General features: G+C 32.8%; 26 protein-coding genes. 23 read left to right on the forward strand and 3 right to left on the reverse strand.

Translation table 11 applies throughout. From position 1 onward, the window contains the following. Window positions 1-8: 8 nt before the first annotated feature. The 12 genes from ACVEGE_RS17890 to ACVEGE_RS17945 all read left to right on the forward strand — a co-directional run bounded on the left by ACVEGE_RS17890 (window position 9) and on the right by ACVEGE_RS17945 (window position 12,595). Window positions 9-491, forward strand: coding sequence for a cupin domain-containing protein (locus tag ACVEGE_RS17890; protein ID WP_458008590.1), 483 nt, complete (start codon window positions 9-11; stop codon window positions 489-491). A 121-nt stretch (window positions 492-612) separates the two neighbouring features. Continuing rightward, a complete protein-coding gene (locus tag ACVEGE_RS17895) occupies window positions 613-903 on the forward strand; it encodes a putative quinol monooxygenase (protein WP_192501286.1) in 291 nt (96 codons plus the stop codon). 504 nt (window positions 904-1,407) lie between these two features. Beyond that, window positions 1,408-2,736, forward strand: coding sequence for a DUF262 domain-containing protein (locus ACVEGE_RS17900; RefSeq protein ID WP_192501287.1), 1,329 nt, complete (start codon window positions 1,408-1,410; stop codon window positions 2,734-2,736). Then, a complete protein-coding gene (locus ACVEGE_RS17905; RefSeq protein WP_192501288.1) occupies window positions 2,730-3,758 on the forward strand; it encodes an AAA family ATPase in 1,029 nt (342 codons plus the stop codon). Before ACVEGE_RS17900 ends, ACVEGE_RS17905 begins: the two co-directional genes overlap by 7 nt. A gap of 1 nt (window position 3,759) precedes the next feature. After that, on the forward strand, window positions 3,760-4,623 hold the full coding sequence (locus tag ACVEGE_RS17910; RefSeq protein ID WP_192501289.1) for a hypothetical protein: 864 nt from the start codon (window positions 3,760-3,762) through the stop codon (window positions 4,621-4,623). A 727-nt stretch (window positions 4,624-5,350) separates the two neighbouring features. Further along, window positions 5,351-6,520: a winged helix-turn-helix domain-containing protein gene (locus ACVEGE_RS17915; RefSeq protein WP_192501290.1), complete on the forward strand. Its 1,170-nt coding sequence runs from the start codon at window positions 5,351-5,353 to the stop codon at window positions 6,518-6,520. A 295-nt stretch (window positions 6,521-6,815) separates the two neighbouring features. Next, window positions 6,816-7,388: a Crp/Fnr family transcriptional regulator gene (locus tag ACVEGE_RS17920; protein WP_173857012.1), complete on the forward strand. Its 573-nt coding sequence runs from the start codon at window positions 6,816-6,818 to the stop codon at window positions 7,386-7,388. 90 nt (window positions 7,389-7,478) lie between these two features. After that, entirely contained in the window at window positions 7,479-8,627 is a 1,149-nt protein-coding gene (locus tag ACVEGE_RS17925; protein WP_254596870.1) for a hypothetical protein, read from the forward strand. A gap of 126 nt (window positions 8,628-8,753) precedes the next feature. Then, complete coding sequence (locus tag ACVEGE_RS17930) at window positions 8,754-9,728, forward strand: hypothetical protein (RefSeq protein WP_173857013.1); 975 nt, start codon at window positions 8,754-8,756, stop codon at window positions 9,726-9,728. An 855-nt stretch (window positions 9,729-10,583) separates the two neighbouring features. Next, window positions 10,584-11,762, forward strand: coding sequence for a winged helix-turn-helix domain-containing protein (locus ACVEGE_RS17935; protein ID WP_192501291.1), 1,179 nt, complete (start codon window positions 10,584-10,586; stop codon window positions 11,760-11,762). Between the two features lie 66 nt (window positions 11,763-11,828). After that, window positions 11,829-12,263: a hypothetical protein gene (locus ACVEGE_RS17940; RefSeq protein ID WP_192501292.1), complete on the forward strand. Its 435-nt coding sequence runs from the start codon at window positions 11,829-11,831 to the stop codon at window positions 12,261-12,263. Window positions 12,264-12,265: 2 nt separating this feature from the next. Then, the gene (locus ACVEGE_RS17945) at window positions 12,266-12,595 is read left to right on the forward strand and encodes a TfoX/Sxy family protein (RefSeq protein ID WP_192501293.1); all 330 of its coding nucleotides are present in this window, start codon (window positions 12,266-12,268) and stop codon (window positions 12,593-12,595) included. A 224-nt stretch (window positions 12,596-12,819) separates the two neighbouring features. Here the strand turns inward: ACVEGE_RS17945 and ACVEGE_RS17950 are convergent, their stop codons facing one another. The 3 genes from ACVEGE_RS17950 to ACVEGE_RS17960 all read right to left on the reverse strand — a co-directional run bounded on the left by ACVEGE_RS17950 (window position 12,820) and on the right by ACVEGE_RS17960 (window position 14,464). Next, window positions 12,820-13,317, reverse strand: a complete 498-nt coding sequence (locus ACVEGE_RS17950) for a nuclear transport factor 2 family protein (RefSeq protein WP_192501294.1) — start codon at window positions 13,315-13,317, stop codon at window positions 12,820-12,822. Window positions 13,318-13,392: 75 nt separating this feature from the next. After that, window positions 13,393-13,971 carry a Crp/Fnr family transcriptional regulator gene (locus ACVEGE_RS17955; RefSeq protein ID WP_192501295.1) on the reverse strand — a complete coding sequence of 193 codons (579 nt, stop codon included), beginning with the start codon at window positions 13,969-13,971 and terminating at the stop codon, window positions 13,393-13,395. 109 nt (window positions 13,972-14,080) lie between these two features. Beyond that, window positions 14,081-14,464 carry a winged helix-turn-helix transcriptional regulator gene (locus ACVEGE_RS17960; RefSeq protein ID WP_305038491.1) on the reverse strand — a complete coding sequence of 128 codons (384 nt, stop codon included), beginning with the start codon at window positions 14,462-14,464 and terminating at the stop codon, window positions 14,081-14,083. A gap of 225 nt (window positions 14,465-14,689) precedes the next feature. Between ACVEGE_RS17960 and nfsB the strand changes: the two genes are divergently transcribed. From nfsB to ACVEGE_RS18015, 11 genes are all read left to right on the forward strand, one after another. After that, window positions 14,690-15,343, forward strand: a complete 654-nt coding sequence (nfsB, locus tag ACVEGE_RS17965; protein WP_108739732.1) for an oxygen-insensitive NAD(P)H nitroreductase — start codon at window positions 14,690-14,692, stop codon at window positions 15,341-15,343. A 29-nt stretch (window positions 15,344-15,372) separates the two neighbouring features. Next, window positions 15,373-15,996: a putative quinol monooxygenase gene (locus tag ACVEGE_RS17970; RefSeq protein ID WP_192501296.1), complete on the forward strand. Its 624-nt coding sequence runs from the start codon at window positions 15,373-15,375 to the stop codon at window positions 15,994-15,996. Between the two features lie 11 nt (window positions 15,997-16,007). Continuing rightward, window positions 16,008-16,910, forward strand: a complete 903-nt coding sequence (locus ACVEGE_RS17975) for a hypothetical protein (protein WP_192501297.1) — start codon at window positions 16,008-16,010, stop codon at window positions 16,908-16,910. Window positions 16,911-17,254: 344 nt separating this feature from the next. Then, window positions 17,255-18,193: an alpha/beta fold hydrolase gene (locus ACVEGE_RS17980; protein WP_173857021.1), complete on the forward strand. Its 939-nt coding sequence runs from the start codon at window positions 17,255-17,257 to the stop codon at window positions 18,191-18,193. 5 nt (window positions 18,194-18,198) lie between these two features. After that, on the forward strand, window positions 18,199-18,531 hold the full coding sequence (locus tag ACVEGE_RS17985) for a TfoX/Sxy family protein (protein WP_192501298.1): 333 nt from the start codon (window positions 18,199-18,201) through the stop codon (window positions 18,529-18,531). Further along, on the forward strand, window positions 18,528-19,190 hold the full coding sequence (locus ACVEGE_RS17990; protein ID WP_192501299.1) for an NAD-dependent epimerase/dehydratase family protein: 663 nt from the start codon (window positions 18,528-18,530) through the stop codon (window positions 19,188-19,190). Before ACVEGE_RS17985 ends, ACVEGE_RS17990 begins: the two co-directional genes overlap by 4 nt. Window positions 19,191-19,200: 10 nt before the next feature. Next, window positions 19,201-19,590 (forward strand): hypothetical protein, encoded by a 390-nt coding sequence (locus ACVEGE_RS17995; RefSeq protein WP_192501300.1) that lies wholly within the window; start codon window positions 19,201-19,203, stop codon window positions 19,588-19,590. Window positions 19,591-19,613: 23 nt separating this feature from the next. Then, on the forward strand, window positions 19,614-20,354 hold the full coding sequence (locus ACVEGE_RS18000; protein ID WP_192501301.1) for an SDR family oxidoreductase: 741 nt from the start codon (window positions 19,614-19,616) through the stop codon (window positions 20,352-20,354). 16 nt (window positions 20,355-20,370) lie between these two features. Next, window positions 20,371-21,006, forward strand: a complete 636-nt coding sequence (locus ACVEGE_RS18005) for an SDR family oxidoreductase (protein WP_173854025.1) — start codon at window positions 20,371-20,373, stop codon at window positions 21,004-21,006. 68 nt (window positions 21,007-21,074) lie between these two features. Continuing rightward, window positions 21,075-21,518 carry a nuclear transport factor 2 family protein gene (locus tag ACVEGE_RS18010; protein ID WP_173854024.1) on the forward strand — a complete coding sequence of 148 codons (444 nt, stop codon included), beginning with the start codon at window positions 21,075-21,077 and terminating at the stop codon, window positions 21,516-21,518. A gap of 28 nt (window positions 21,519-21,546) precedes the next feature. Beyond that, entirely contained in the window at window positions 21,547-22,521 is a 975-nt protein-coding gene (locus tag ACVEGE_RS18015; protein ID WP_225738144.1) for an SDR family NAD(P)-dependent oxidoreductase, read from the forward strand. The last annotated feature ends 26 nt before the right edge of the window (window positions 22,522-22,547 follow it).

Consider the following 22,547-nt stretch of genomic DNA (forward strand, 5'->3'; position numbering starts at 1 on the left):
ACAAAATAATGAAATTAAAAATAGCGATCGCAACTGCGATTTTGATAAGCGCATTTAGCGTTCAAAACACAGCGGCACAAGTAAACACCATAGATTCTGTTGCAACTTCAAAAGTGCAACACTTCAATTTCGACAAAATGAAGTCGCAAACTATTGGTGACGGAATTCAGCGCAAGTGGTTTCATGGAGAAAAGGGACAAATGACGCTTTTTAATCTCGAAAAAGGAGCTCATATTGCGTGGCACAAACACCCAAACGAGCAAATTACCTACATCATGTCGGGTAAGGTCAAAATTAAAACGATCATCGATGGCAAAGAACAATTTGTAGAAGTTGGTGCTGGTGAAGTAATTGTTTTCCCCGAAAATGTACCGCATGAATTCTGGGCTTTGGAGCAAACCGTGGATCTAGATGTGCATGTACCCGTGCGCGAAGATTGGCTTTCAAAAGAAGTTCCAGATTACTTGAACAAAGCAAAATCTAACAAATAGCGATAAAAATTCAGTAGATTGGTTGTTTTTGCTATCCAAATTTAACTGAGAAGAGAACGTTAAATTACACAGTAAAACCATCCGAAAGCTGTAATTTTGTTACCATAAAAATAAACAAATCATGAGTAAAATAACTGTTGTGGCCAAAATTGTAGCCAAAGAAGAAAATAGAGAATTGGTTAAAACCGAATTACTAAAATTAGTTGCCAGTAGTGTTAAAGAAACGGGTTGCATCAACTACAACTGCCTTCAAGACAATGACGACGCCAATACATTTACAATGTATGAGAACTGGAAAGATGCTGAGGCACTTACTTTACACGCTGCAACGCCTCATTACGTAGCGTTCCAAACTGCAGCCAAAGATGCTATTGCCGAATTTGCGGTCAACAAAATGACTATGCTTGCATAACTAATACACCATTTAATTTGAAAATGGAGCTTTTGCGACCAATGTGAATACATGGTGCAAAAGCTCTTTTTTTTTTGGAGCTATTTCCAGCTATCCGTTACAATCTTTTGGGAAGGCTGAAAAACGCCTTCCCAAAAGGATTTTCACTTCTATCTGGGCTAGGGGTTTTGGGGGTGTAGACAATTATTTTCTAAATTCAAATTTCAATCTTTCTTGTCGTAATTTTAATAAATATTAAAAGTTTTAAACAAAAAAGACAATTCCCATCTGTTGTAATAAAATATTAGTTTTATATTTGACGTAATCATGCTTCTAGCATTGGATATACACATGAAACTGGGTCTATTGTCGTTACTTGTAACGGGTATGTAGTAGTTGTAGGCTGTACTAAGGAGACTAATTTTCACAAGAACTTTTGAATATTCTCATCAATTTTATTTTATAAAACTCAAAGAATGAGATTTAATTAATTAATACTATTTTTGTATTGAAAATATTTAATAAATGGACAAAGAATTAATTACTGATAATTACGACGAAATTGAAGGAGAAGAAACTTTAAGTAATGAAGCTAAAGAAAAGTCAGATAAACCAGAAACTGCTGAAGACAATCCATACCCTTATGAAAATATAAATATAGGTAGAGATAATTTTTCTGCTTTTCAATTGTATAGAAAATATAAAGAAAATATAATAAAATTAGATCCCGATTTCCAAAGAGAAAGCAATGTTTGGAATCCAAAACAAAAATCCGAATTAATTGAATCTATATTAATTGGTATTCCATTGCCAATCTTCTATGTAAAACAAGATAAAAAAGGAAATTTAATTCTAATTGATGGGAGACAAAGATTATCAACAATTTTTGACTATATGGATAATAAATTTTCATTATCTGGCTTAAAAATTTTATCAAAATTTAATGGTTTTTTATTTACTGGAAATGATGAAGACGAAGAAAAAACTTTAAAAAGTATTTACCGAGGAAAAATTGAAGATGTAAACCTAACGCTTCATATCATTAAAGAACCAACACCTGAAAAGCTGACTTATGACTTATTTGATAGAGTTAATCGTGGAGGAACACGATTAAATAATCAAGAAATGAGAAATGCTATTTACCAAGGTAGTTCAACTTTATTTTTAAAAACTTTAAGCAAATTAGAAACTTTTAAAAATGTAACAGAGACTATTTCTTCATCAAGAATGAAAGATAGATACTTAATATTGCGTTTTATTGCATTCTATTTATGGAGAAAGAAGATATCAATTGATTTTAACACTAAAAACTCCTTAGATTATAAAAGTGATTTAGAGGATTTTCTTGCAAAAACAATGGAATATCTTAATTCAAAAAAATATGAAGTAAAGCAATTAGATTTACAGAAGGAGGAAATATTAACATTAATTGTAAAAGATAATGATATTTGTTTGAAAAAAAACAATGAAATATTTGTAACACAATCAGATCTAATTTACTCTAACATTCAATTTTCTTTCGAAAAAGCAATGAAAAATATCTATAATTTGTTTGGAAATAATAGCTTTAGATTACCCAAAAAAGATGGTGGAACATTAAGACCTATTAATATGGCATTGTTTGAAGTTATTACTTATTTTTTTATTGAACTTGAAGATGAATTTATAGAAAAAAAAGAATTTATTTTAGATGAATATTGGAAATTAATTAATAACGATTTATTTAAAATTTCTAACAAAGAAGAAGATGATTTTGTTGGGAGTCTAACGTATACTGTTGATAGTAACAAGTCAGTAATAAAAAGATTTACAATAATTGAGAAGAAAATTAAATTTATAAAAGAGCAATGCTAAAGAAACTAAATATATCAAATTTCAAATGTTTTAGTGAAATATCCATTCCATTTGGAAAAATTACCCTTTTTAGTGGAACAAATTCTTCTGGAAAGTCTTCGGCTATTCAAGCATTATTATTAATTGAAAATTCATCTCAAAACACAAATTCACAATTAAATAGTAATTGGTTAGATTTAGGTTCTTTTGAAGAAGCAAGAAATTTTATTACTAGAGCTGAATCTTTTTCAATAGAACTTGAAACAAACGACAATGCAAAAAGTAGCTTTACTTACAGTGAAAAAGAAAAAATAGGCTTACCTATTACAAACTTTAATCACATAGAGTTAAATTTAAATTACTTATCAGCACATAGAGTTGGCCCACAAAATTTTTACTCTAAAAACTTTGACTCTAAAAACATCATCGGAAAAAAAGGAGAGTTTTTAATTGATTTATTAAATCAAAACAAAACATTTAATGTTGAAAAATCAAGAATTATAACTGAGGATAGTTATACGCTTGAATACCAAGTAAATTATTGGCTAAAAAAAATATTAAATGTTAAATTAGAAGTTCAGGATTTAGGAATTACAAATTTAGTTTCAGCGAGTTATTCATTTAATGATAATAAAATGGTTAGACCATATCACGTTGGTGCTGGTATTAGTTATATTGTTGGTATTATTATTTTAGGATTATATATTGAAAAAGGGAGTGTATTAATAATTGAGAACCCCGAAATACATCTACACCCAAAAGCACAATCTGATTTAGCTGACTTCTTTTGTTTTATTGCAAATGCTGGAATTCAAGTTATTATAGAAAGTCATAGCGACCATATTTTTAATGGTATAAGAAAATCTGTCTTTAACAATACCATTTCCAATGAAGATGTGAAAATCAATTTTTTCAGCATGGATAATGAGAACTTATCACAAAATCATTTAATTGAACTTTCGGAAAAAGGTAAAATTATGAATTATCAAAAAGGATTATTTGATCAATTCGACAATGATTTGGATATATTATTAGGACTTTAATATGGAAATATTAATCAACGAATTGTCGTTACATGGTCAATTTAATAATATTGAAGAATTTATTAATATCTCCTTAAATAAATTCATTAAAATTTATTCATTGCTTGATATTCACAATATTCAACCACTAAAGAAATATAATTTTTATAGTGCAAATATCACTCCAAACGAGACCTTTAGTTTACTACTAACATTGAAAGATAAAAATGGCGTTTCTGATGAAGTTAGAAAATTTAAGCGGATTGCAGACAAATGTATAAACGAGCCTTATTGGGAAATTGACATAAAACACAACCCAGATGATGAATTTAAATGGGGTGATAAAATTGTCTCTAACACCTCATTAGCGGAAGCATATGCTCGAAATTCTTCGTTAATATCTTTTATTCCATCGTCATTTAACACTGATTTTATTGACATTACAAGTTGTAATATTTCAAAAAAAATCAGCAATTTTTATAACAGTTTAGAATTAGCAAAACACTTATATGATAACAAAAAGATAACTTTTCAAAAATATTGCAATCTTATATTTAAAGATTCGAAATTATGTTTTGACAAAACAAATAAATCACAATCCTTTGATTTAATAAATGATATAAATGATGAAAACGAGTTTTTAAATTCATTTCATTTATTTAATGACATGACTTGGAGCAACATATTATCACAAAGTGGTAAAGGAAAAAACAAGGTCGGATTAGCTTTTGAAAAATATCATAATCAAAATTATTTTAAAAATTACTTTCCTCTAACTGAAGTTTATAAGTTTAGGTGTTCACAAAAATTTAGAGCTTACGGGTACAGAATTGGCGATATTTTCCATATTTTAGAGTTTGACTTAACACATAAATTAAGTGATTAAAGCACAGCCTACAACAGTGGTTTTAAGATAGTCGGAATTTAGTGGAATTCCAACTCCCCCGCTCCGCAAAGTATAATTCCTAATTCAATTTTCAAACGGCAATTTCATCGTGAACGCTGCGCAAACGTCTCCGACTTTTCGCCGATTCCTATTGACAATTGCAGTAGCTAAATCCATTGCTAGACAACAAAAATCACTAATAATAATCGTTTAAAATCAAATTTGCAACTCAATAAAAAGTGATGTACTGTACGTGATTGCCGCGTTCCTCGCAATGACCTTGATTGCGGATGCTCGTTGTGTATGTGTGTGTGAGATTCTTTCAGAATGACAAACTAGGTAGGTTTGCTTTGCGCTTCGTTGGGTGCTTTAAAGCGCCACAACTTATATGTTCTTATATTTCTTAAATGGTTTAAAAGTCTCAAAGAAGGTAAAAACTTAAATGGCTTATATGGTTAAAAAAGCCAACCTAGAGTAAGCACTAATATTATTCCCTTAAAATCAAATCTACACCTCAATAAAAAGTAACATACTGTACGTGATTGCCACGTTCCTCGCAATGACGCTGATTGCGGATGCTCGTTGTGAATGCATGTGTGAGATTCTTGCAGAATGACAAACTGGGTAGATTAGCTTTGCGTTCCCTTGGCTGCTTTTAAGTACTAAAACTAAAATGTTTTTCTATATCTTACAGGATTTAAAAAATACAACAAAGTAAAATTCTACTATGAAAGAAATACTTTCCCTATCAGAAGCACAAAAGATAGTGTTGCTTTTTCAACGTGTTTTGCCAAATACAGTAAACGGAACTGCGATAGATACTACGCTGGCCAGTATTGAACATCTTGGTTATGTGCAAATAGATACCATATCTGCGATTCAGCGTGCTCATCATCATACGTTATGGAATAGAAATCCTGAATACGAACTATCTCATATTGATACCTTAATTGAATCTAAACAACTATTCGAATATTGGTCGCATGCTGCAGCATATCTGCCCATGCGCGATTATAAGTATTCGCTTCCCCGTAAAGAGGCTATTCTAAAAAACGAACAAAGCCACTGGTTTCAGAAAGATGTCAAACTAATGGATGCTATACTAAAGCGCATAGAAAACGAAGGACTTTTAATGGCAAAAGACTTTGAACACAAGGCTAAACTGGGAGAATGGCAAAGCAAACCCGCAAAACAAGCTCTAGAGAATTTGTTTATGCAAGGCGATTTGATGATTTCGAGTCGGAAGAATTTTCATAAAGTGTATGACCTAACGGAACGCGTCCTACCCAACAACATTGATACTACTTGTCCTAGTCAGCAACAACATATCCGGTTTTTAATTAGTAGCTATTTAAGGTCCAATGGGATTGGTCAAGCGAGTGAAATCGCCTATTTACTTAAAAACACCAAAACAGTTATCGCTTTCGAACTAAAGGAGATGCATTCAAACAATGAATTAGTGCAACTAAGTGTAAACGGACAAACATATTACGCCTTCCCTGATACTTTGCATTTGGTAAACAAGCCTATTAATAGTAAACTGAAAATTCTTTCTCCTTTTGATAATTTATTGATTCAGCGTAAACGCATGCAGCACTTATTTGATTTTGAATACAAAATTGAATGTTACACTCCCGAATCGAAACGTAAATACGGCTATTTTTCATTACCCATTCTTTGGGAAGGTAAATTAGTGGCCAGAATGGATTGTAAGGCCGATAAAAAGAGTGCAACGCTTCATATACATCATTTGTTTTTTGAAGAAAATTTTTCTTTTAATGATGCGTTTAAAGTTGCCTTTTCAAAAGAGATAGCAGCATTCAAAAGTTTTAATGATTGCTCAGAGGTAAAAATTCACAAAATGACACCAAGCGCGTTACTTGATTCGCTGCAATAAATTACCCGCTCTACTTTCGCTAATATGGGATATCAATAAACAAGTTTAGGTAATTCAAGAGGACGAAGAGCCTTCTTTTTTGTAAGATTAGTAAGCTAGGTTTCATCGTGGTTTCCTCTTTTCAAAGTTTTAATAGAGAAAATTGCTATATATAGGAAAATTGCAATAAAATATAACTTTTCTTTGTAATAGTCCAATATTTTATCAAATTTGATTCCAAAAACAACTTAATATTCTTTCGGAGATTGAAATTAGCAATGATGAAATAAAAAAAGTAAATGAAAATGAAAGAAAAATGAAAAACCTTATAAACCATGCTATTCAATACGGTCTATCAGAAGATTTAATTCAAGAGATCAATTTGAACGGTAAGCAAATTGAAATCAAAAAAAATGAAAATCTTCTAAATGTTGGAGAATATAGTAAATATATCTACATAGTAATCAAAGGTGGATTTGTATGTCAGTACTTTGATGATAATGAATCAAATTTTAGAACAACGTCGTTCCATATTGACAATTATCATCCTTTTATTACTCAACCAGAAAGTTATTTTTTAAAAGAGCCTTCTGATACGCAAATAAAAGCATTCAAAAACTCTCAAGTAATTGCATTTCATAGAAATACAATAGAAAGATTGAGTTCAAAACATAACGCTTTTGATAAATTTTGCAATACGCATATTATAGAAGCTCTCATTTTTATAAATCAAATAAAGTCCAAACTAATAGGTCTACCAAAAGATAAATTATACAGCTACCTTCTAGAAAAACACAATCCAATTACTAAAAATGTTCCATCTAAATATATAGCGGAATTTATGGGGGTTACGCCCCAATGGCTAAGTAAAATAAAACGTACTAGTTAAAACATGAAATTAGTTTCATAAAACTCGAATCAGTAATATTTATTTTTGTGGTATACAAGAACTATAAATTACAACTTGATTCAAATGGATATGAAAATCAAAATTAGCCTTACACTTATAATACTTTTTTTTTCTACTATTTTATTCAGTCAAAAATTAGCAAAAATTAGTGACGACTATAATAAACGAAACTTAATAAAAGGTAATATTCCTGAAAAATGGGAAGACGGAATGAGAACTTCTGGCGATAAAGGAAGCTACGAATGGTGGTATTTTGATGCTCATTTACAAGATGGCAGTACTGTTGTCATAACGTTTTACACCAAGTTTATGACCGACATAAAAAAACCTTTTAATCCATACTTAACAGTTAGTATAGATAAAGCTGACGGCAGTAAAATATCAGAAAAATTTTACTGTGACCCCGAAGATTTCTTTGCTTCAAAAGATTCGTGCAATGTTAAGATGGGTAATAATTATGTAGTAGGAAACTTAAAGGAATATAAAATTCATATAGAAAATGAAGATATAAACTTAACAGCCGTTATAAAAAGAACTACGCAAAGCTGGAGACCAAAAACAGGACATATGGTATTTGGTGCCGACGAAAGCAAAGAATTCAATTGGGTAGTGCCTGTACCTCAAGGTGAAATGGAAATGGAATACAATTACAAAGGTGTAACAACAAAAACAGCTGGTTCTGCCTACCACGACCATAATTGGGGAAATGTCTCTATGATGGAAATTTTCAACCATTGGTATTGGTCCAGAGCTGAAGTTGGCCCTTATACCGTAATTGCTTCAGAAATGATATCTGAAAAAGAATTTAATAATGACAATATAATTACTTTTAATATTTCTAAGGATGGCGAAACAGTTGTTGATGATGGTGAATTAGTAACCCTATATAGAACGTATGGTAAGGAGCATTCAACATTAAAAAAAGATGTAAGTGACGATTTAATTTTTATTTATGAGGACCCTCAAAGTGAATATAGATATGAATATTCACTTTATAGAAAAAACACTATTGTTGAAGTAGATTTAATTGCGGCATCAGTTGGTCATGGGCTTAAATATAGACTTGCAAAAATGCTTACAAGTATCGATCCTGCATACTTTAGGTTTACTGGAAAAGCAGAAATAAGAGTTTTCAAATCAGGTAATTTAATAGAGAAGTACACCAGTAATAAAGCAGTTTGGGAATTAATGTATTTTGGGAATCCTGTTGGAAAATAATAGACTGCAAACCGTGTATAAAAACCATAGGACTTTTACTTCTATTCAATAACTTAACACAATAAATCTAAAAATTAATATCTTAAACAAGATAAAACTATAACAACCATTTAAAAGCTAGATATTATGGAAAAAAAAGAAATTAATTACACAAAAGCAGACGCAACACATATTGCTTTTCCAGTAACAAACAGAGAAGAATCTTTTGATTGGTGGTACTTTGATGCACATTTTGACAATGGAGATCATTTTGTAGTCATGTATTCTCTTAACGATACTCGATTAAACCCAAGACAACCGTCTGTTAGATTAAATATATATCCGCACGGGCAACCAGAAATCAGCAAAATAAAATTATACCAAGAGGAGGATGTATCCACTAGTTATGAAAAGTGTGATGTTACCCTTGGTGAAGAGTATTGTAAAGATTGTGGCGATTATTATGAGCTTTATACTATGATTGATGGGTATGGTGCTAAATTAAAATTAAAGAAAAAGAATCACCCATTTACAACAGAAGGATATCCGGTTCCAATGGGATGGACAGTAGCTGTTCCTTCCGGACCAATAGAAGGAGAATTATACAAAGGAGGAGACGCTATTAAAGTTAAGGGTATTGGCTATCATGACCATAACTGGGGTGAGAAAAGTTTAGCAGGTGCGTTTAAGAATTGGTATTGGGGAAAAATTCATACGCCAGCCATCTCAATTGATTATTCAATGATGATAGGTTTAGATGGTGAAATTGCTAATTCTGTGGCCTTAGTTACGGATGAAAAGAGTTTAATAATGTCACCTACAGATGCATTTGATGGCCCAAACCATATAAGCAAAACTGAGGGTGTTATTAATGCGACTATGACCGAAGAAACTATGGGATATACCTTTGCTAAAGACTTTACATTAAAAGGATCTAAAGGGGATTTTAGCTTTATTGCAAATGTTAAACTAGAAAAGATTGTAATGATAGAGAAATCTGAAATCGCTAAAGGTGAAGATGCTTATAGATATACTGCAAAAGAAGAGTTAATTGTAACAAGAAATGGTGAAACAAAAACGTATCATACAGATGGCCTACACGAAATAGTCTATTTAAATTAAAAGAAGTAGATTATTATAATGAAACAATTACGATCATAATCCTTTCATTTTTTATGAAAGGATTATTTTTTTTAATTCTAAAAAAATAAAATCATAAACAAAAGTATATTTGAAAGAAAGGCCTAATAGAAATAATAATTAGAAAAATAGAAACTGCGGCCAACACCATGTATATATAATTCCAGGGTTCTCGTGTATTTGGAAAATTCTTTCAGGTTTTTTCTGGCCCCGACTGCATAGATATGATAGCAGTTTCAACAATTTGTTAGCGCAGAATTACATTCTGTGCCCGCAAACTAAATCCGTTACTAGACTACATTAAATACTAATAACAATTGTTCAAAACCAAATTTGTAAATCAATAAAAAGTAATGCAGCGTACGTGATTGCCGCGTTCCTCGCAATGACCTAAATTGCTTATGCTCGTTGTGCATGCGTGTGTGAGATTCTTTCAGAATGACAAACTAGGTAGATTTGCTTTGCGTACCGTAGGGTGCTTTTAAGCGCCAAAACTTATATGTTATTTAATTTCTTATATGTTTAAAAGTCTCAAAGAAGGTAAAAACTTAAATGGCTTATATGGTTAAAAAAGCCAACCAAACCAAGCAGTATTAATAAAAGTTTTAAAGTCCAATTTATAGCTCAATAAAAATTGACGCACTGTAAGTGATTGCCGCATTCCTCGCAATAACCCTGATTGCAGATGCTCACTGTACATGCGTGTGTGAGATTCTTGCAGAATGACAAACTAGGTAGATTTGCTTTGCATTCTGTTGTGTGCTTTTAAGTGCCAAAACTTAAATGTTTTTCTATATCTTACCGGATTTAAAAAATACAAACAAAGTACAATCTTAGATGAAAGAAATACTTTCCCTATCAGAAGCACAAAAGATAGTGTTGCTTTCTCAACGTGTTTTGCCAAATACAGTAAATGGAACTGCGATAGATACTACGCTGGCCAGTATTGAACATCTTGGTTATGTGCAAATAGATACTATTTCTGCGATTCAGCGTGCCCATCATCATACGTTGTGGAATAGAAATCCTGAATACGAACTATCTCATATTGATACCTTAATTGAATCTAAACAAATATTCGAATATTGGTCGCATGCTGCAGCGTATCTGCCCATGAGCGATTATAAGTATTCGCTTCCCCGTAAAGAGGCTATTTTAAAAAACGAACAAAGTCATTGGTTTCAGAAAGATGTCAAACTAATGGATTCTATACTAAAACGCATAGAAAACGAAGGACCTTTGATGGCAAAAGACTTTGAACACGGGGCTAAACTGGGAGAATGGCAAAGCAAACCCGCAAAACAAGCTTTAGAGAATTTGTTTATGCAAGGAGATTTGATGATTTCGAGTCGGAAGAATTTTCATAAAGTGTATGACCTAACGGAACGCGTCCTACCCAACAACATTGATACTACTTGCCCTAGTCAGCAACAACATATCCGTTTTTTAATTACAAGCTATCTAAGAGCCAATGGTATTGGTCAAGCGAGTGAAATGGCCTATTTACTTAAAAACACCAAAACAGTTGTCGCTTCCGAATTAAAGGAGATGCATTCAAACAATGAATTAGTGCAACTAAGTGTAAACGGACAACTATATTACGCCTTTCCTGATACTTTGAATTTGGTAAATACCCCTATCAAAAGTCAGCTGAAAATTCTATCTCCTTTTGATAATTTACTGATTCAGCGTAAGCGGATGCAGCACTTATTTGATTTTGAATACAAAATTGAATGTTATACTCCCGAAGCGAAACGTAAATACGGCTATTTTTCATTACCCGTATTATGGGACGGTAAATTAGTGGCCAGAATGGATTGCAAGGCCGATAAAAAGAGTGCAACGCTTCATATACATCATTTGTTTTTTGAAGAAAATTTTTCTTTTAATGATGCGTTTAAAGTTGCCTTTTCAAAAGAGATAGCAGCATTCAAACGTTTTAATGATTGCTTAGAGGTAAAAATTCACAAAACGACACCAAGCGCGTTACTTCAAACGATGCAATCCATTTCTTAGCAAATAGCAACGTTTATTTTCCTTCATTTTATCTAACTTTGTGTGCTATGTAAATACAGCATCACCATGGAAAATAAGGTTTTTAATTTGAAACAATTTGTTATTATTACTCTAATAACCAGCATTTGGATACATATTGCAGAAGTAGCAAGAGCTATGTTTGTTGCCTTCCCCTTGATGGAAAAATTCTTTGCAGGCAGAATACCAATTGGCGCAATGGAAGTGAGTAATGCCTTGATTTGGGGAATTTGGGATACTTTATTGTCTGCAGTTTTAGTATTTATATTTTGGCTTTGTTCCGTTGCTTTTGGGAATAACTTAAAATCAATTATTATTTCAGGTACAACTACTGCTTTTGCAACCATTGGTATTTTCTGGATTGCCAGTGTCAATACAGGTTTGGGGGTGTGGAGTACGGCTGCAATTTTATTTCCCATCGCTTGGGCTGAGATGATTATTGGAGCTTTTATAGCGTCAAAACTGTATTCGAAAAACAAATAAAAATGGCTGTTTCAAAGGATTTTACACAATTTGTTCTGGACCAATTATCGGGTTGGAGTAATGTGCATATCAATAAAATGTTTGGTTGTGTTGCATTGTATCAGGATGATTTAGCTTTTGGAATTATTGCAAACGATATGGTTTATCTGAAAGTAGATGATACCAATAAGGCTAAATTTATTGAATCAGGTTCAGTTCCATTGAAACCTTTTAAAAGTAATGCAACCGTGCTTTCATTTTACAGTATTCCAGCTATTATATTAGAAGATTCTGAGGCGTTTATTAGATGGGCAAGAGAATCATTGGAAATACAAAAAAAACGAAACAAATAAAGTCGAATAATAGGGAAAATTAAACCTATTGTGGCTTAGTAAGGATAAGGATAGCTTTATTTTTGTTGTGGCATTGTACGTGATTATTCAGTGGTTTGAATTGTAAACTAAAAAAAATCCTAGGATTCCCAGAATTTCTTTATATACTTCGCTGTAGCGCTTGTGTTTTTTTCTATTCAAAAATTCGCCCGTTAATTAAATTACCAAGGCAAACTTTTAAGGAACTATGCTTTTATGATCTGTTCAGCTTTCAGTTGATAGTCTAAATATAAAGTTTTGTTCATTTCGAACATATCAATAAAGCCACCAACTTCAATCATTTTTAGTAAGCTAAGATTGCATTTTTGAATACGTGGAAACGCTTCGCCATTGTCAATACAAGTAATTTCATAATGACCTTTTGCGTGTAAAACGATTTTACCGTCTTGCACATGCTGATAGATGTAGTTAAAACTTAATGAGGCTGTTGTATCATCAATGAGGGTAACTGTCATTTCAAATGGTCGGTGCGAATGTCCCCAATCTTTATTCAATTCGTTAAAGCTGTTTTCAAATGCTGCCACGCCTTCTAGGTTTCCACTCGGACTCAACCATTCAAAACCATCTTTATAAAGTAATTCACTTACCAAAGAAAAATCGGTATTCTTGCTTTCATACAATGAAAAGAAACGGTGCATCATTGCTTTGACTCTATAAATTCGCTGTTGTTCTAAAGCTTCCATATATTTTTGTATTAATTTATATTCGCAAAGGAACCGTTTTTTTAAGTTAACGGACTTGTCATTTGGCAATTAATACTAAATGATGGAAATTGATTTTCGAATTCTACTCAAAGAGAAGGGTGTTATTCCTAAAAAGGAAGCCACATGATTTAAAGGTACTCTTTGTAAGATAGACGGATAGGTTTTTAAAAATTTTAAGTAAGAATCCTTGGCATCAAGATTAAGTAAGCCTCGTTGAAAATTGATTTTATTTACTAATGTTTCATTCACTATTTTTTGAAAAGAATTCTCCCATTCTGGTATTTCCGCACAAAATAAATCCCAAGAGGCTCTGGAAAACTGAATAACCTCGCAATTTGTTTCTGCTTGTATCGAACCCGAACTTACAGAAAATTCAAAAAAGCTGGTGATATTACTAACAAAATCGTGCTCTTTCATAAAATACGAGGTTATTTCATTTCCTTTATAATCCATAAAACAAAAACGAAAAACGCCACTTATTAAAAATGCCATTTGGTCGCATTTATCACCACTTTCAATAAAAAAATCCGAAGCTTTATAGTGCTGCACTTCGGTATGATTAATTATCAATGCTGCGTCTTCATCAGATAACTTGATGTAATTACTCAGATGTTGGATTAGGTCGTTTTTCATAGTTAGCAACAAATCTTTTTAGGTGGTATAAAATCGTATGCAACCCTAAATATATTCTTTTTTGTTTAGAATAGTTAGGCAAGCGCTTATTTAAACGCTTCCTAGATCGTTATTCTTCAAAAATAAACTCCCCTCTGGTTTCTGCAGCCATAAGTCCCCATTCCACAATTGAATTTAAAATTGGACATAACGTTAAACCAAATTCGGTTAAGGTATATTCTACTCGCAAAGGTGGTTTTTTGGTGAATACTTTTCTAACTACTAAACCGTCTTCTTCCAATTGTTTGAGTTGCAAACTCAAGGTTCGCTCCGTGATTCCTGGAATTTCTTTGCGTAATTCGTTGTAGCGTTTCGTGCCACTAATTAAATGAGTAAGGATTACACTTTTCCATTTCCCACCTATTAATTCCATTGCGGCACTAGTAGGACACCACGATATTTTGTCGTTGATCTTTATTTTTGGCTTTTTTTCGAAAAGTTCTTTCCTGTCCATAACTGCTTATTTATATATGTTATAATGTGCAAAGATATAACGCTATTTATTAGTGTGCAACTATATTTTTTATAGTTTATTTTTATTTTACAAATAATTGATTTACATTTAGTTACAAATTTATTTCATACTATACTTCTTGACCGTTATTGCACAGTATATAAACTATATATACTTTTGCCACTATAAAAATGATAGTATAAATAATCCACTAAATATAAAAACATGAACTTAACTACAATTTTAAACAACCGTTACTCTGTAAAAGAATTTGATGCAACTAAAAAGATCTCAGAGGCAGATTTCCAACAAGTAAAAGATGTATTGCGTTTGAGCCCTTCAAGTGTAAACTTACAACCTTGGCATTTTTTAATTGCAGACACTGCTGCAGGAAAAGAACGTATTGCAAAAGGAACACAAGGTTTCTTTCATTTTAATACACCAAAGGTTTTAGATGCCTCTCATGTAATTGTTATTGCAGCGCGAACAAATGCCGATGATGCCTATATGAATAGCATTTTAGAGCAAGAAGATAAAGACGGTCGTTTTGCGGCTCAACAATTTAAAGACCAAATGCACGGTGGGCGTATGTTGTTTGCAGATATTCATAAATACGACCTTAAAGATTTACCACATTGGATGGAAAAACAAGTTTATTTAAATATGGGGTCACTTTTGTTAGGTGTTGCTGCATTAGGAATTGACGCTTGCCCAATGGAAGGTGTAGATGTAAAAGCTTTAGACGAAGAGTTTGGTTTACGTGAAAAAGGATATACTGCTTTAGCTGTAGTGTCTTTGGGATATAGAAAAGATACTGATTTTAATGCAAGCCTTCCAAAATCTAGATTTTCAGAGGAAGAAGTAATCACCATCTTATAAGTAATTTTTAAATCAAAAAAAAAAACATCATGAAAAGCACCATAGTAAAATTCACCGCAAAACCAGAACACGCAACTAGTTTTGCAGCAACTTTAAAAGAAGCGCAAGCGGCAACACAAAAAGAAGCTGGAAATCACGAAATTAAAGTTTTTGTATCGAAAGCTGATTCCAATGTGTTTTTTGTGTACGAACGTTGGGCAGACAAAGCAGCCATCGAATCTCACGATAAAGAGCCTCATACGCAAAAGTTAATGCAAATAGGCCAAACAGCCTTGGCAACGGCACCCGATTTTTATTTTTTAGGAGATACAAACCCGTTACCAGATCGTTCTAAATCTGCAAATGCAGATGACGAACTGTTCATCATTTTCTTCATCTTTAAGTTCGATCCAACTTATAGAAAGCAAATTCTAGCCCAATTTGAAGATCATGTTACCAACACTCGAAAAGAAGAGAAAGGAAACATTCTTTTTGATTTATACACTGTTGACGGGCACGAAGATACTTTGGCCGTTTATGAACATTGGAGAAAAGAATCTGATGTTTGGGACATTCATTTTAATCAACCGTACGCCATGAAAACAGGAAAATTGTTGGAAGACACTGTAGATGGAGATTTAAAACAATACATGAATTTTGTAACAGAAATATAATTTAGTTAAAGATGAAAAATATAATTACAGCAATAGTTTACGGATTTATAGTATCATTTGGAATTCAGAATGTTTCAGCTCAAGAACCAAGTATGCGAACTTTTAATGAAAATATAAAAGCAGTGCAATTGAAAAAGGGTACTATGCAAATTTTTGATTACGGAGAAACGAAAGTTCACGTTTATGAAACGAAAGGCTTTTTTAATACTCACGCTTTTTTTATCGAAAAGAAGGGAAAAGGGGTATTAATAGAGACTCCTCCAATGAAAGATAATTACAAGGAACTAGTGGATTATATTGTTGGCTTGGGTTACAAAGATATTGATGTAATGGTTTCGTATCATTTAATTGGAAAGCACTTTTTTGATACTGACAAGCTAAAATTCAATCATATCTATTCTAATCAAGAATCTTTGGATTATATGAAGAATTCCGGAAATGAATCGCTATCTGTCTTGAAAAAAGTCTCAGGACAAGATCTTGACGAAACTACAATTGTACCAACCGATTTATTAAAGGCGGGAGCTCAAGAGATTTCAGGGATTCCTTTTATTATTACGCCTACCGGTTTTGGTTTTGATGTAGAAATGCCAGATATAAAGGCGGTTCACTTACATATGGTTGGGCACGACAACCATACTATGATTTTCAATACTGAATTTATAGATACGGTAATTAAAGAGCTTACTGCTTTTCAAGAAAAAGGCTATACCACCTATTTTTCTTCACACAGTGCACCGGAAACTTCGGGAGATGTGACCCTTAAAATTAACTATCTTAAAGAAATGAAAGGACTACTTTCTGCGGCTAAGAATGAAGAAGAATTCATTCAGAAAATGGATAAAGCCTATCCTAATTTCGGATGGAGAAATTACCTGTTAGGAAGTGCAAAAATGTTGTTTACTGAAAACTAATCAACTTAATAGCCCAATCCCTAAAGTATAATTCCGAATTCGATTTTCAAAATTCAATTACATCGTGAGCACTGAGATTATTACAAAAATAGTCTCAGCTTTTTTATTATCGGTAAATGATGAATTACTATTATACAGTAACTAACTCGTAGTGAATTAAATACGATCTATATTGCAGCGTTGCAACTGCGTTCCTTAAAAAGTATACAACATTCAAGAATTAGTATAAATTTTGAGTCTATAGTGTTGCTTATCTTTGTGCTAGACAAATTGTTAGCGTTTGTTTATAGATTTAAATTATAAAATCCGCAAAGAAATAACCATTTACATTAAATAAAAATACCATGGAAAACAAAATAAACACTCAAATACCTGATCCGGTAATTTTCAATAGAGATAGAAACAACAAAAAGCAGCGACCTTTTATAGTGGATAAAACGGAATATCCTTTTCAAAGTAATTGGTTCGAAAGAGACGGAGTTTCTATGCATTATATTGAAGAAGGCGAAGGAATTCCGATTGTATTGACGCACGGAAACCCAGATTGGTCTTTTTTGAATCGAAATATTATTAAAGAACTTTCTGGTGAAGCTAGAGTAATCGCTTATGATTTACCTGGTTTTGGTTTTTCGGACACACCAGCAAATTATGGTTTTACGCCACAAGAGCATGCACAATGGATTAGTGCTCTTCTTTTTGAACATTTAAAACTAGATAAGTTTATTATTGTTGTTCAAGATTGGGGAGGTCCAACAGGTTTATCTGTTGCTACTAGTAATCCTGATAAAGTGTTGGGAGTTGTGATAAGCAATACTTGGGCTTGGAAAGCGGAAGGTAAAATGGTCGAATTCTCCATGTACATGAGAACGCCAGAAATGCAAGCAAAAATTATAGACGAAAACTTTTTTGCAACTACATTAATGCAAGGCTCGATTAATTCCAAATCAAGCAGTAACAAAGCCATTACAGATGCATATTCAATGGCTTTTCCAACCAAAGAGTCTAGAAAAGGAACCGCTGTTTTTCCGGCAGAAATTACCTTGGCAGCAGATTGGCTTGAAGAATTAGAAGGGAAATTAAGCACACTTCAAGAAAAGCCTGTTGAACTTATTTTCGGATTAAAAGATGACGTTGTTGCTTCTAAAGAAATTCAAGATAAATGGCGTTCTATTTTTCATACAGCACCAGTACAATTGCTTCCTGAAGCAGGACATTTTACACAAGAAGATAGCCCAGAGAGTTTTGTTTTTTCATTGAGGAGAATTCTAAAAAATATAAACTAAATTAAATGGCTGCTTCAACTGATTATTTAGACTTTATTTTGGATCAATTGTCCAATTGGAAAACGATTCATTACAAACGAATGTTCGGTTGTATAGGTCTGTATGCAGACGACTTGATGTTCGGAATTGTTTCAAAAGAACTACTCTATTTCAAAGTAGATGAAAACAATAAAGCGGACTATCTAGCAGCTGGTTCTGAAGCTTTAAAACTTTTTAAAAATAACAGTGTGGTCGCTTCTTTTTATGAAGTTCCTATCGAAATTCTGGAAGATGCTAACCAAGTTATTGCTTGGGCTAAAGTCTCTTTAGAAATTCAAAAAAATAAAAATAATAAATGAAAGTAATTATAACAGGAACCACGGGTATGGTGGGACGAGGCGTTTTAATAGAATGTTTAGAATCTCCAAATGTTCAAGAAGTATTGGTCATAAACCGAAGCTCTTTGCAAATGCAGCATCCAAAATTGAAAGAAGTTATTCATAAAAATTTCTTCGATTTCAAAGCTATTAAGGATCAATTGCAAGGATATGATGCTTGTTTTCATTGCATGGGCGTTTCCTCAATTGGAAAGAAAGAGGAAGATTACTATCAATTTACTTATGGAATTACCCAAGCATTGGCTAAAACGCTTTATGCTAATAATCCACAAATGGTATTCAATTATGTTTCTGGTGAAGGAACCGATAGTACCGAAAAAGGTAAACTGATGTGGGCCCGTGTAAAAGGTAAAACCGAGAATATGATTCTGAATACGGGCTTTAAAGATGCTTATATGTTTCGACTTCAAGTAATTCTTCCTTTGAAAGGCATAAAATCAAAAACATCTTGGGTAAATGCATTCTATTTTATCGCTCGTCCGTTTTTTGGACTTTTAGAAAAAAAGAAAAATAACACCACTAGTGTTAACGTTGGTCTGGCTATGATTAATAGCGTTCTTTTTGGAACCGACAACAAACTTTTAGAAAATGAACAGGTTAATAAATTAGCAAAAAATTAAATCAATCAAAATGAATAAAATATTTAAAACAATAGTTCTAATAGCAGGTGTCTTAAACTTCCCAATAGGTATTATGATGATTGTACAAGCAATCTCTAGTAAAACGGGCGAAGCCTTAATAACCAATTCGGTAGCAGGTGCTTTTATAATCTTCGCGGGAGCATCACTAATTTGGGCGATACAAGAAGTAAACACAAGAGCACCCATAATCCTTTGGAATGGTTTTGTGCGCTTATTTAACGTATTTCTAGTATCCTATGCCACAACGGTTGGGGATGTGCCACAAGAAATGATATACACTACGGGAATGGATTTAGTATTAGCAATTGTCTTCATAATTGGAAGTGTAAAAGTTACTGGAATACCATTTTCAAAATTAATAGTAGGAAGAACTAATTAATAAAATTTTAAAAATCAAATACAATGAAAAATAATATAGAAGGTAAAGTAGTAGTAATTACAGGCGGAAGTAGTGGATTAGGAGAAGCTACAGCACGTTATTTAGCTGAAAAAGGAGCCCAAATAGTTTTAGGCGCTCGAAGAATTGAAAAATTAGAAAAGATAGCGAAGGATATCAGAAAAAGTGGAGGAGCAATTGAAGTTTTAAAAACAGACGTTACCAAAGCAAATGATGTAAAGGCATTGGTTAAAAAGGCAATTGACAGTTTTGGTAAAATTGATGTAATGATAAATAATGCGGGCATTATGCCATTAGCACCATTAGCTGCACTTAAAGTAGACGAATGGGATAGCATGATTGACGTAAATATCAAAGGAGTATTATACGGAATTGCTGCAGCATTACCAGAATTTCAGAAACAAAAATCAGGTCATTTTATAAATCTTGCTTCCGTAGCCGGATTAAATGTGAGCCCAGGTGGAGCCGTATATAGTGGGACTAAATTTGCCGTAAGAGCGATTAGTGAAGGCTTACGAAAAGAAGTAGGTAAGGACATTAGAACCACTATACTTACACCAGGTCTAATAGATTCTGAATTGCAACTAGGAAGCTCAGACGAGGCTACTTCTCAGTTTTTACAACAAGTATATAAAGATGCTATTCCTGCTATTTCTATTGCTAAAGCAGTGGCTTATGCTATTGAGCAACCTGATGATGTAGATATTAATGAGTTGGTAATTCGTCCAACAGTACAGGAATTTTAATGATATAAAATCTATTATGAAAAAAACCTTAGTTATAGGAGCAAGTGGGCAAATAGGCAAAATGCTTGTTGAAAAATTGCTCAAAGAAGAAAATCCTGTAGTTGCCTTGGTTCGTAATGAACAGAAGGGGCAAGAACTTGAAAAACTAGGTGCAGAAATTGTAGTTGGAGACCTTGAAAACGATTTTGAACACGCTTTTAAAGATTGCGATAAAGTAGTATTTAGTGCTGGTTCTGGAGGTAATACAGGTTACGATAAAACACTTTTAATAGATCTATGGGCAGCCAAAAAGGCTGTTGATTATGCTATAAAAAATGATATACAGCATTTTATTATGGTAAGTGGTCTGGGTGCTGGTGATCCTAACGAGTTTGTATCTGACTTAAAACCATATTTAGTAGCGAAGTATTTTGCCGATTATTATTTATTAGAAAGTGGTTTAGCGTATACGATTTTACAACCTGGTAGTTTAATCAATGAAAAAGCAACGGGTTTAATTAGAACTACAAGATCTGAAAATTTTAAAGAGCTAGTCATTCCTAGAGAAGATGTCGCTAATGTAATTGCGTATTGTCTAGAAAATAACGCTACAAAAGGCAAAACAGTTGAGTTATTTAGCGGAGAAGAATCTATTAGAGAATCTCTAAGTTAATGAACTAGTATTTCCTTGGGTACAAAACAAGAGTTTAGTACCTGTGGAATTCATAAAAAAATACAATAATGGAAAATACATTAGAACAAAGAATTCAAAAATTAGAAGATTTAGAAGCTATAAGAACACTACAGGCTACCTACGGTCATTATGTAGATAAAGGTTGGAATGGAAAGGAAATGTATATTGAGAAGCTTGCTGAAATATTTACGGAAGATGCTTTATGGGAAGCCCCAGAAGCTGGAGTGCTAGCTAATGGACACAAAGAAATAATGGAATCCTTTACATCTTTTGATGCAGAAAATAAATTTTTCATTCATAGTTTTACGAACCCCATTATTGAAATTAATGAAGATAAAGCTACTGCAAAATGGATACTTTTTTCTCCAGCTATTGATGGTGAAAAAGTAATTTGTATGCTTGCTAGTTATGATAATGACTATGTTAGAACAAAAAATGGATGGCGTATTAAAAGTTTAAGACTCAACGTGGCTAATGTACTTGGAGCTTAATAATAAGAATTAAAAATAATAAAAAATTATGACTCAAAATAAAACAATACACCTTAATAAAGTACTTGAAAAACATGCTCAAGATATGACAAATAAGGTGGTTGCCATTACAGGCACAACAAGTGGTACCGGATTTGTATTCGCAAGAGAAGTTGCTAAAAAAGGGGCTACAGTCCTATTGCTTAATCGTACAAGTGCAAGATCAGAAAATGCGTATAAGCAGTTAACCGAAGCAGTTCCAAACGGTAAATTTGAAGCTATAGCTTGCGATTTGCAAGATTTAGAAAGTGTGAAACAAGCAGCAGAAAAAATTAAATCGGAATATAATGTTCTTGATGTTTTAGTCAATAATGCAGGTATTATGGCTGTAAAAGATGAAGCGACTAAAGATGGGTATGATGTTCAGATGCAAACAAATGCCATATCACACTTTCTTTTAACCAAAGAATTATACCCTTTGCTTAAAAACAGTAGTGAAGCTAGAGTCATAAACCAAACGTCGTTATCTAGATTAGGTGGACCATTAGAATCTGCCTATTTTGAGAAAAATGGAAGTAATTTAGGAGGTAATGGCACACCTGAAGAAACCGCAAATTTTCAAGGCGCTAGATGGGAGCGTTATCACCAAACTAAATTGGCAAATGCCACTTTTACTTATGGTTTAAAAAAGAAACTTTCAGAAGCTAACGTTAAAAATATTATTTCATTATTAGCGCATCCTGGAGTAGCAATAACCAACCTTCAATCAACTTCATCTAAAACAGGTGGAATGGATGTTAACGGAGGAGTTATGAGCCAAGCACAGTCTGCAGAAGATGGTGCGGCTGGAATTATTAGAGCGGCTATGGATAAAGAGGCAAAATCTGGTGATTTTTATGGGCCTACTGAAGGGATAAGTGGTTTTCCTAATTTGTTAGCACCAGAAGAACTACTTTTTGATGAATCTAATGTAGCTATCAATTGGAATGGTTGTGAAAAAGCTGTTGGTGAATTTAAAATATAAAAACACAAACGGTTGGTGATTTCGGT

The organism is Flavobacterium sp. PL002 (assembly GCF_054165825.1).

Bases quoted from the DNA above. Each gene is read 5' to 3' on its own strand.
- ACVEGE_RS17900 (WP_192501287.1), top strand. From the start codon at position 1,408: ATGGACAAAGAATTAATTACTGATAATTACGACGAAATTGAAGGAGAA.
- ACVEGE_RS17995 (WP_192501300.1), top strand. From the start codon at position 19,201: ATGAATAAAATATTTAAAACAATAGTTCTAATAGCAGGTGTCTTAAAC.
- ACVEGE_RS18010 (WP_173854024.1), top strand. From the start codon at position 21,075: ATGGAAAATACATTAGAACAAAGAATTCAAAAATTAGAAGATTTAGAA.
- ACVEGE_RS17940 (WP_192501292.1), top strand. From the start codon at position 11,829: ATGGAAAATAAGGTTTTTAATTTGAAACAATTTGTTATTATTACTCTA.
- ACVEGE_RS18005 (WP_173854025.1), top strand. From the start codon at position 20,371: ATGAAAAAAACCTTAGTTATAGGAGCAAGTGGGCAAATAGGCAAAATG.
- nfsB (WP_108739732.1), top strand. From the start codon at position 14,690: ATGAACTTAACTACAATTTTAAACAACCGTTACTCTGTAAAAGAATTT.
- ACVEGE_RS17910 (WP_192501289.1), top strand. From the start codon at position 3,760: ATGGAAATATTAATCAACGAATTGTCGTTACATGGTCAATTTAATAAT.
- ACVEGE_RS17945 (WP_192501293.1), top strand. From the start codon at position 12,266: ATGGCTGTTTCAAAGGATTTTACACAATTTGTTCTGGACCAATTATCG.
- ACVEGE_RS17930 (WP_173857013.1), top strand. From the start codon at position 8,754: ATGGAAAAAAAAGAAATTAATTACACAAAAGCAGACGCAACACATATT.
- ACVEGE_RS17985 (WP_192501298.1), top strand. From the start codon at position 18,199: ATGGCTGCTTCAACTGATTATTTAGACTTTATTTTGGATCAATTGTCC.
- ACVEGE_RS18000 (WP_192501301.1), top strand. From the start codon at position 19,614: ATGAAAAATAATATAGAAGGTAAAGTAGTAGTAATTACAGGCGGAAGT.
- ACVEGE_RS17925 (WP_254596870.1), top strand. From the start codon at position 7,479: ATGAAAATCAAAATTAGCCTTACACTTATAATACTTTTTTTTTCTACT.
- ACVEGE_RS17970 (WP_192501296.1), top strand. From the start codon at position 15,373: ATGAAAAGCACCATAGTAAAATTCACCGCAAAACCAGAACACGCAACT.
- ACVEGE_RS17990 (WP_192501299.1), top strand. From the start codon at position 18,528: ATGAAAGTAATTATAACAGGAACCACGGGTATGGTGGGACGAGGCGTT.
- ACVEGE_RS17895 (WP_192501286.1), top strand. From the start codon at position 613: ATGAGTAAAATAACTGTTGTGGCCAAAATTGTAGCCAAAGAAGAAAAT.
- ACVEGE_RS17980 (WP_173857021.1), top strand. From the start codon at position 17,255: ATGGAAAACAAAATAAACACTCAAATACCTGATCCGGTAATTTTCAAT.
- ACVEGE_RS17920 (WP_173857012.1), top strand. From the start codon at position 6,816: ATGAAAAACCTTATAAACCATGCTATTCAATACGGTCTATCAGAAGAT.
- ACVEGE_RS17955 (WP_192501295.1), bottom strand. From the start codon at position 13,971: ATGAAAAACGACCTAATCCAACATCTGAGTAATTACATCAAGTTATCT.
- ACVEGE_RS17950 (WP_192501294.1), bottom strand. From the start codon at position 13,317: ATGGAAGCTTTAGAACAACAGCGAATTTATAGAGTCAAAGCAATGATG.
- ACVEGE_RS17905 (WP_192501288.1), top strand. From the start codon at position 2,730: ATGCTAAAGAAACTAAATATATCAAATTTCAAATGTTTTAGTGAAATA.
- ACVEGE_RS18015 (WP_225738144.1), top strand. From the start codon at position 21,547: ATGACTCAAAATAAAACAATACACCTTAATAAAGTACTTGAAAAACAT.
- ACVEGE_RS17890 (WP_458008590.1), top strand. From the start codon at position 9: ATGAAATTAAAAATAGCGATCGCAACTGCGATTTTGATAAGCGCATTT.
- ACVEGE_RS17960 (WP_305038491.1), bottom strand. From the start codon at position 14,464: ATGGACAGGAAAGAACTTTTCGAAAAAAAGCCAAAAATAAAGATCAAC.
- ACVEGE_RS17915 (WP_192501290.1), top strand. From the start codon at position 5,351: ATGAAAGAAATACTTTCCCTATCAGAAGCACAAAAGATAGTGTTGCTT.
- ACVEGE_RS17935 (WP_192501291.1), top strand. From the start codon at position 10,584: ATGAAAGAAATACTTTCCCTATCAGAAGCACAAAAGATAGTGTTGCTT.
- ACVEGE_RS17975 (WP_192501297.1), top strand. From the start codon at position 16,008: ATGAAAAATATAATTACAGCAATAGTTTACGGATTTATAGTATCATTT.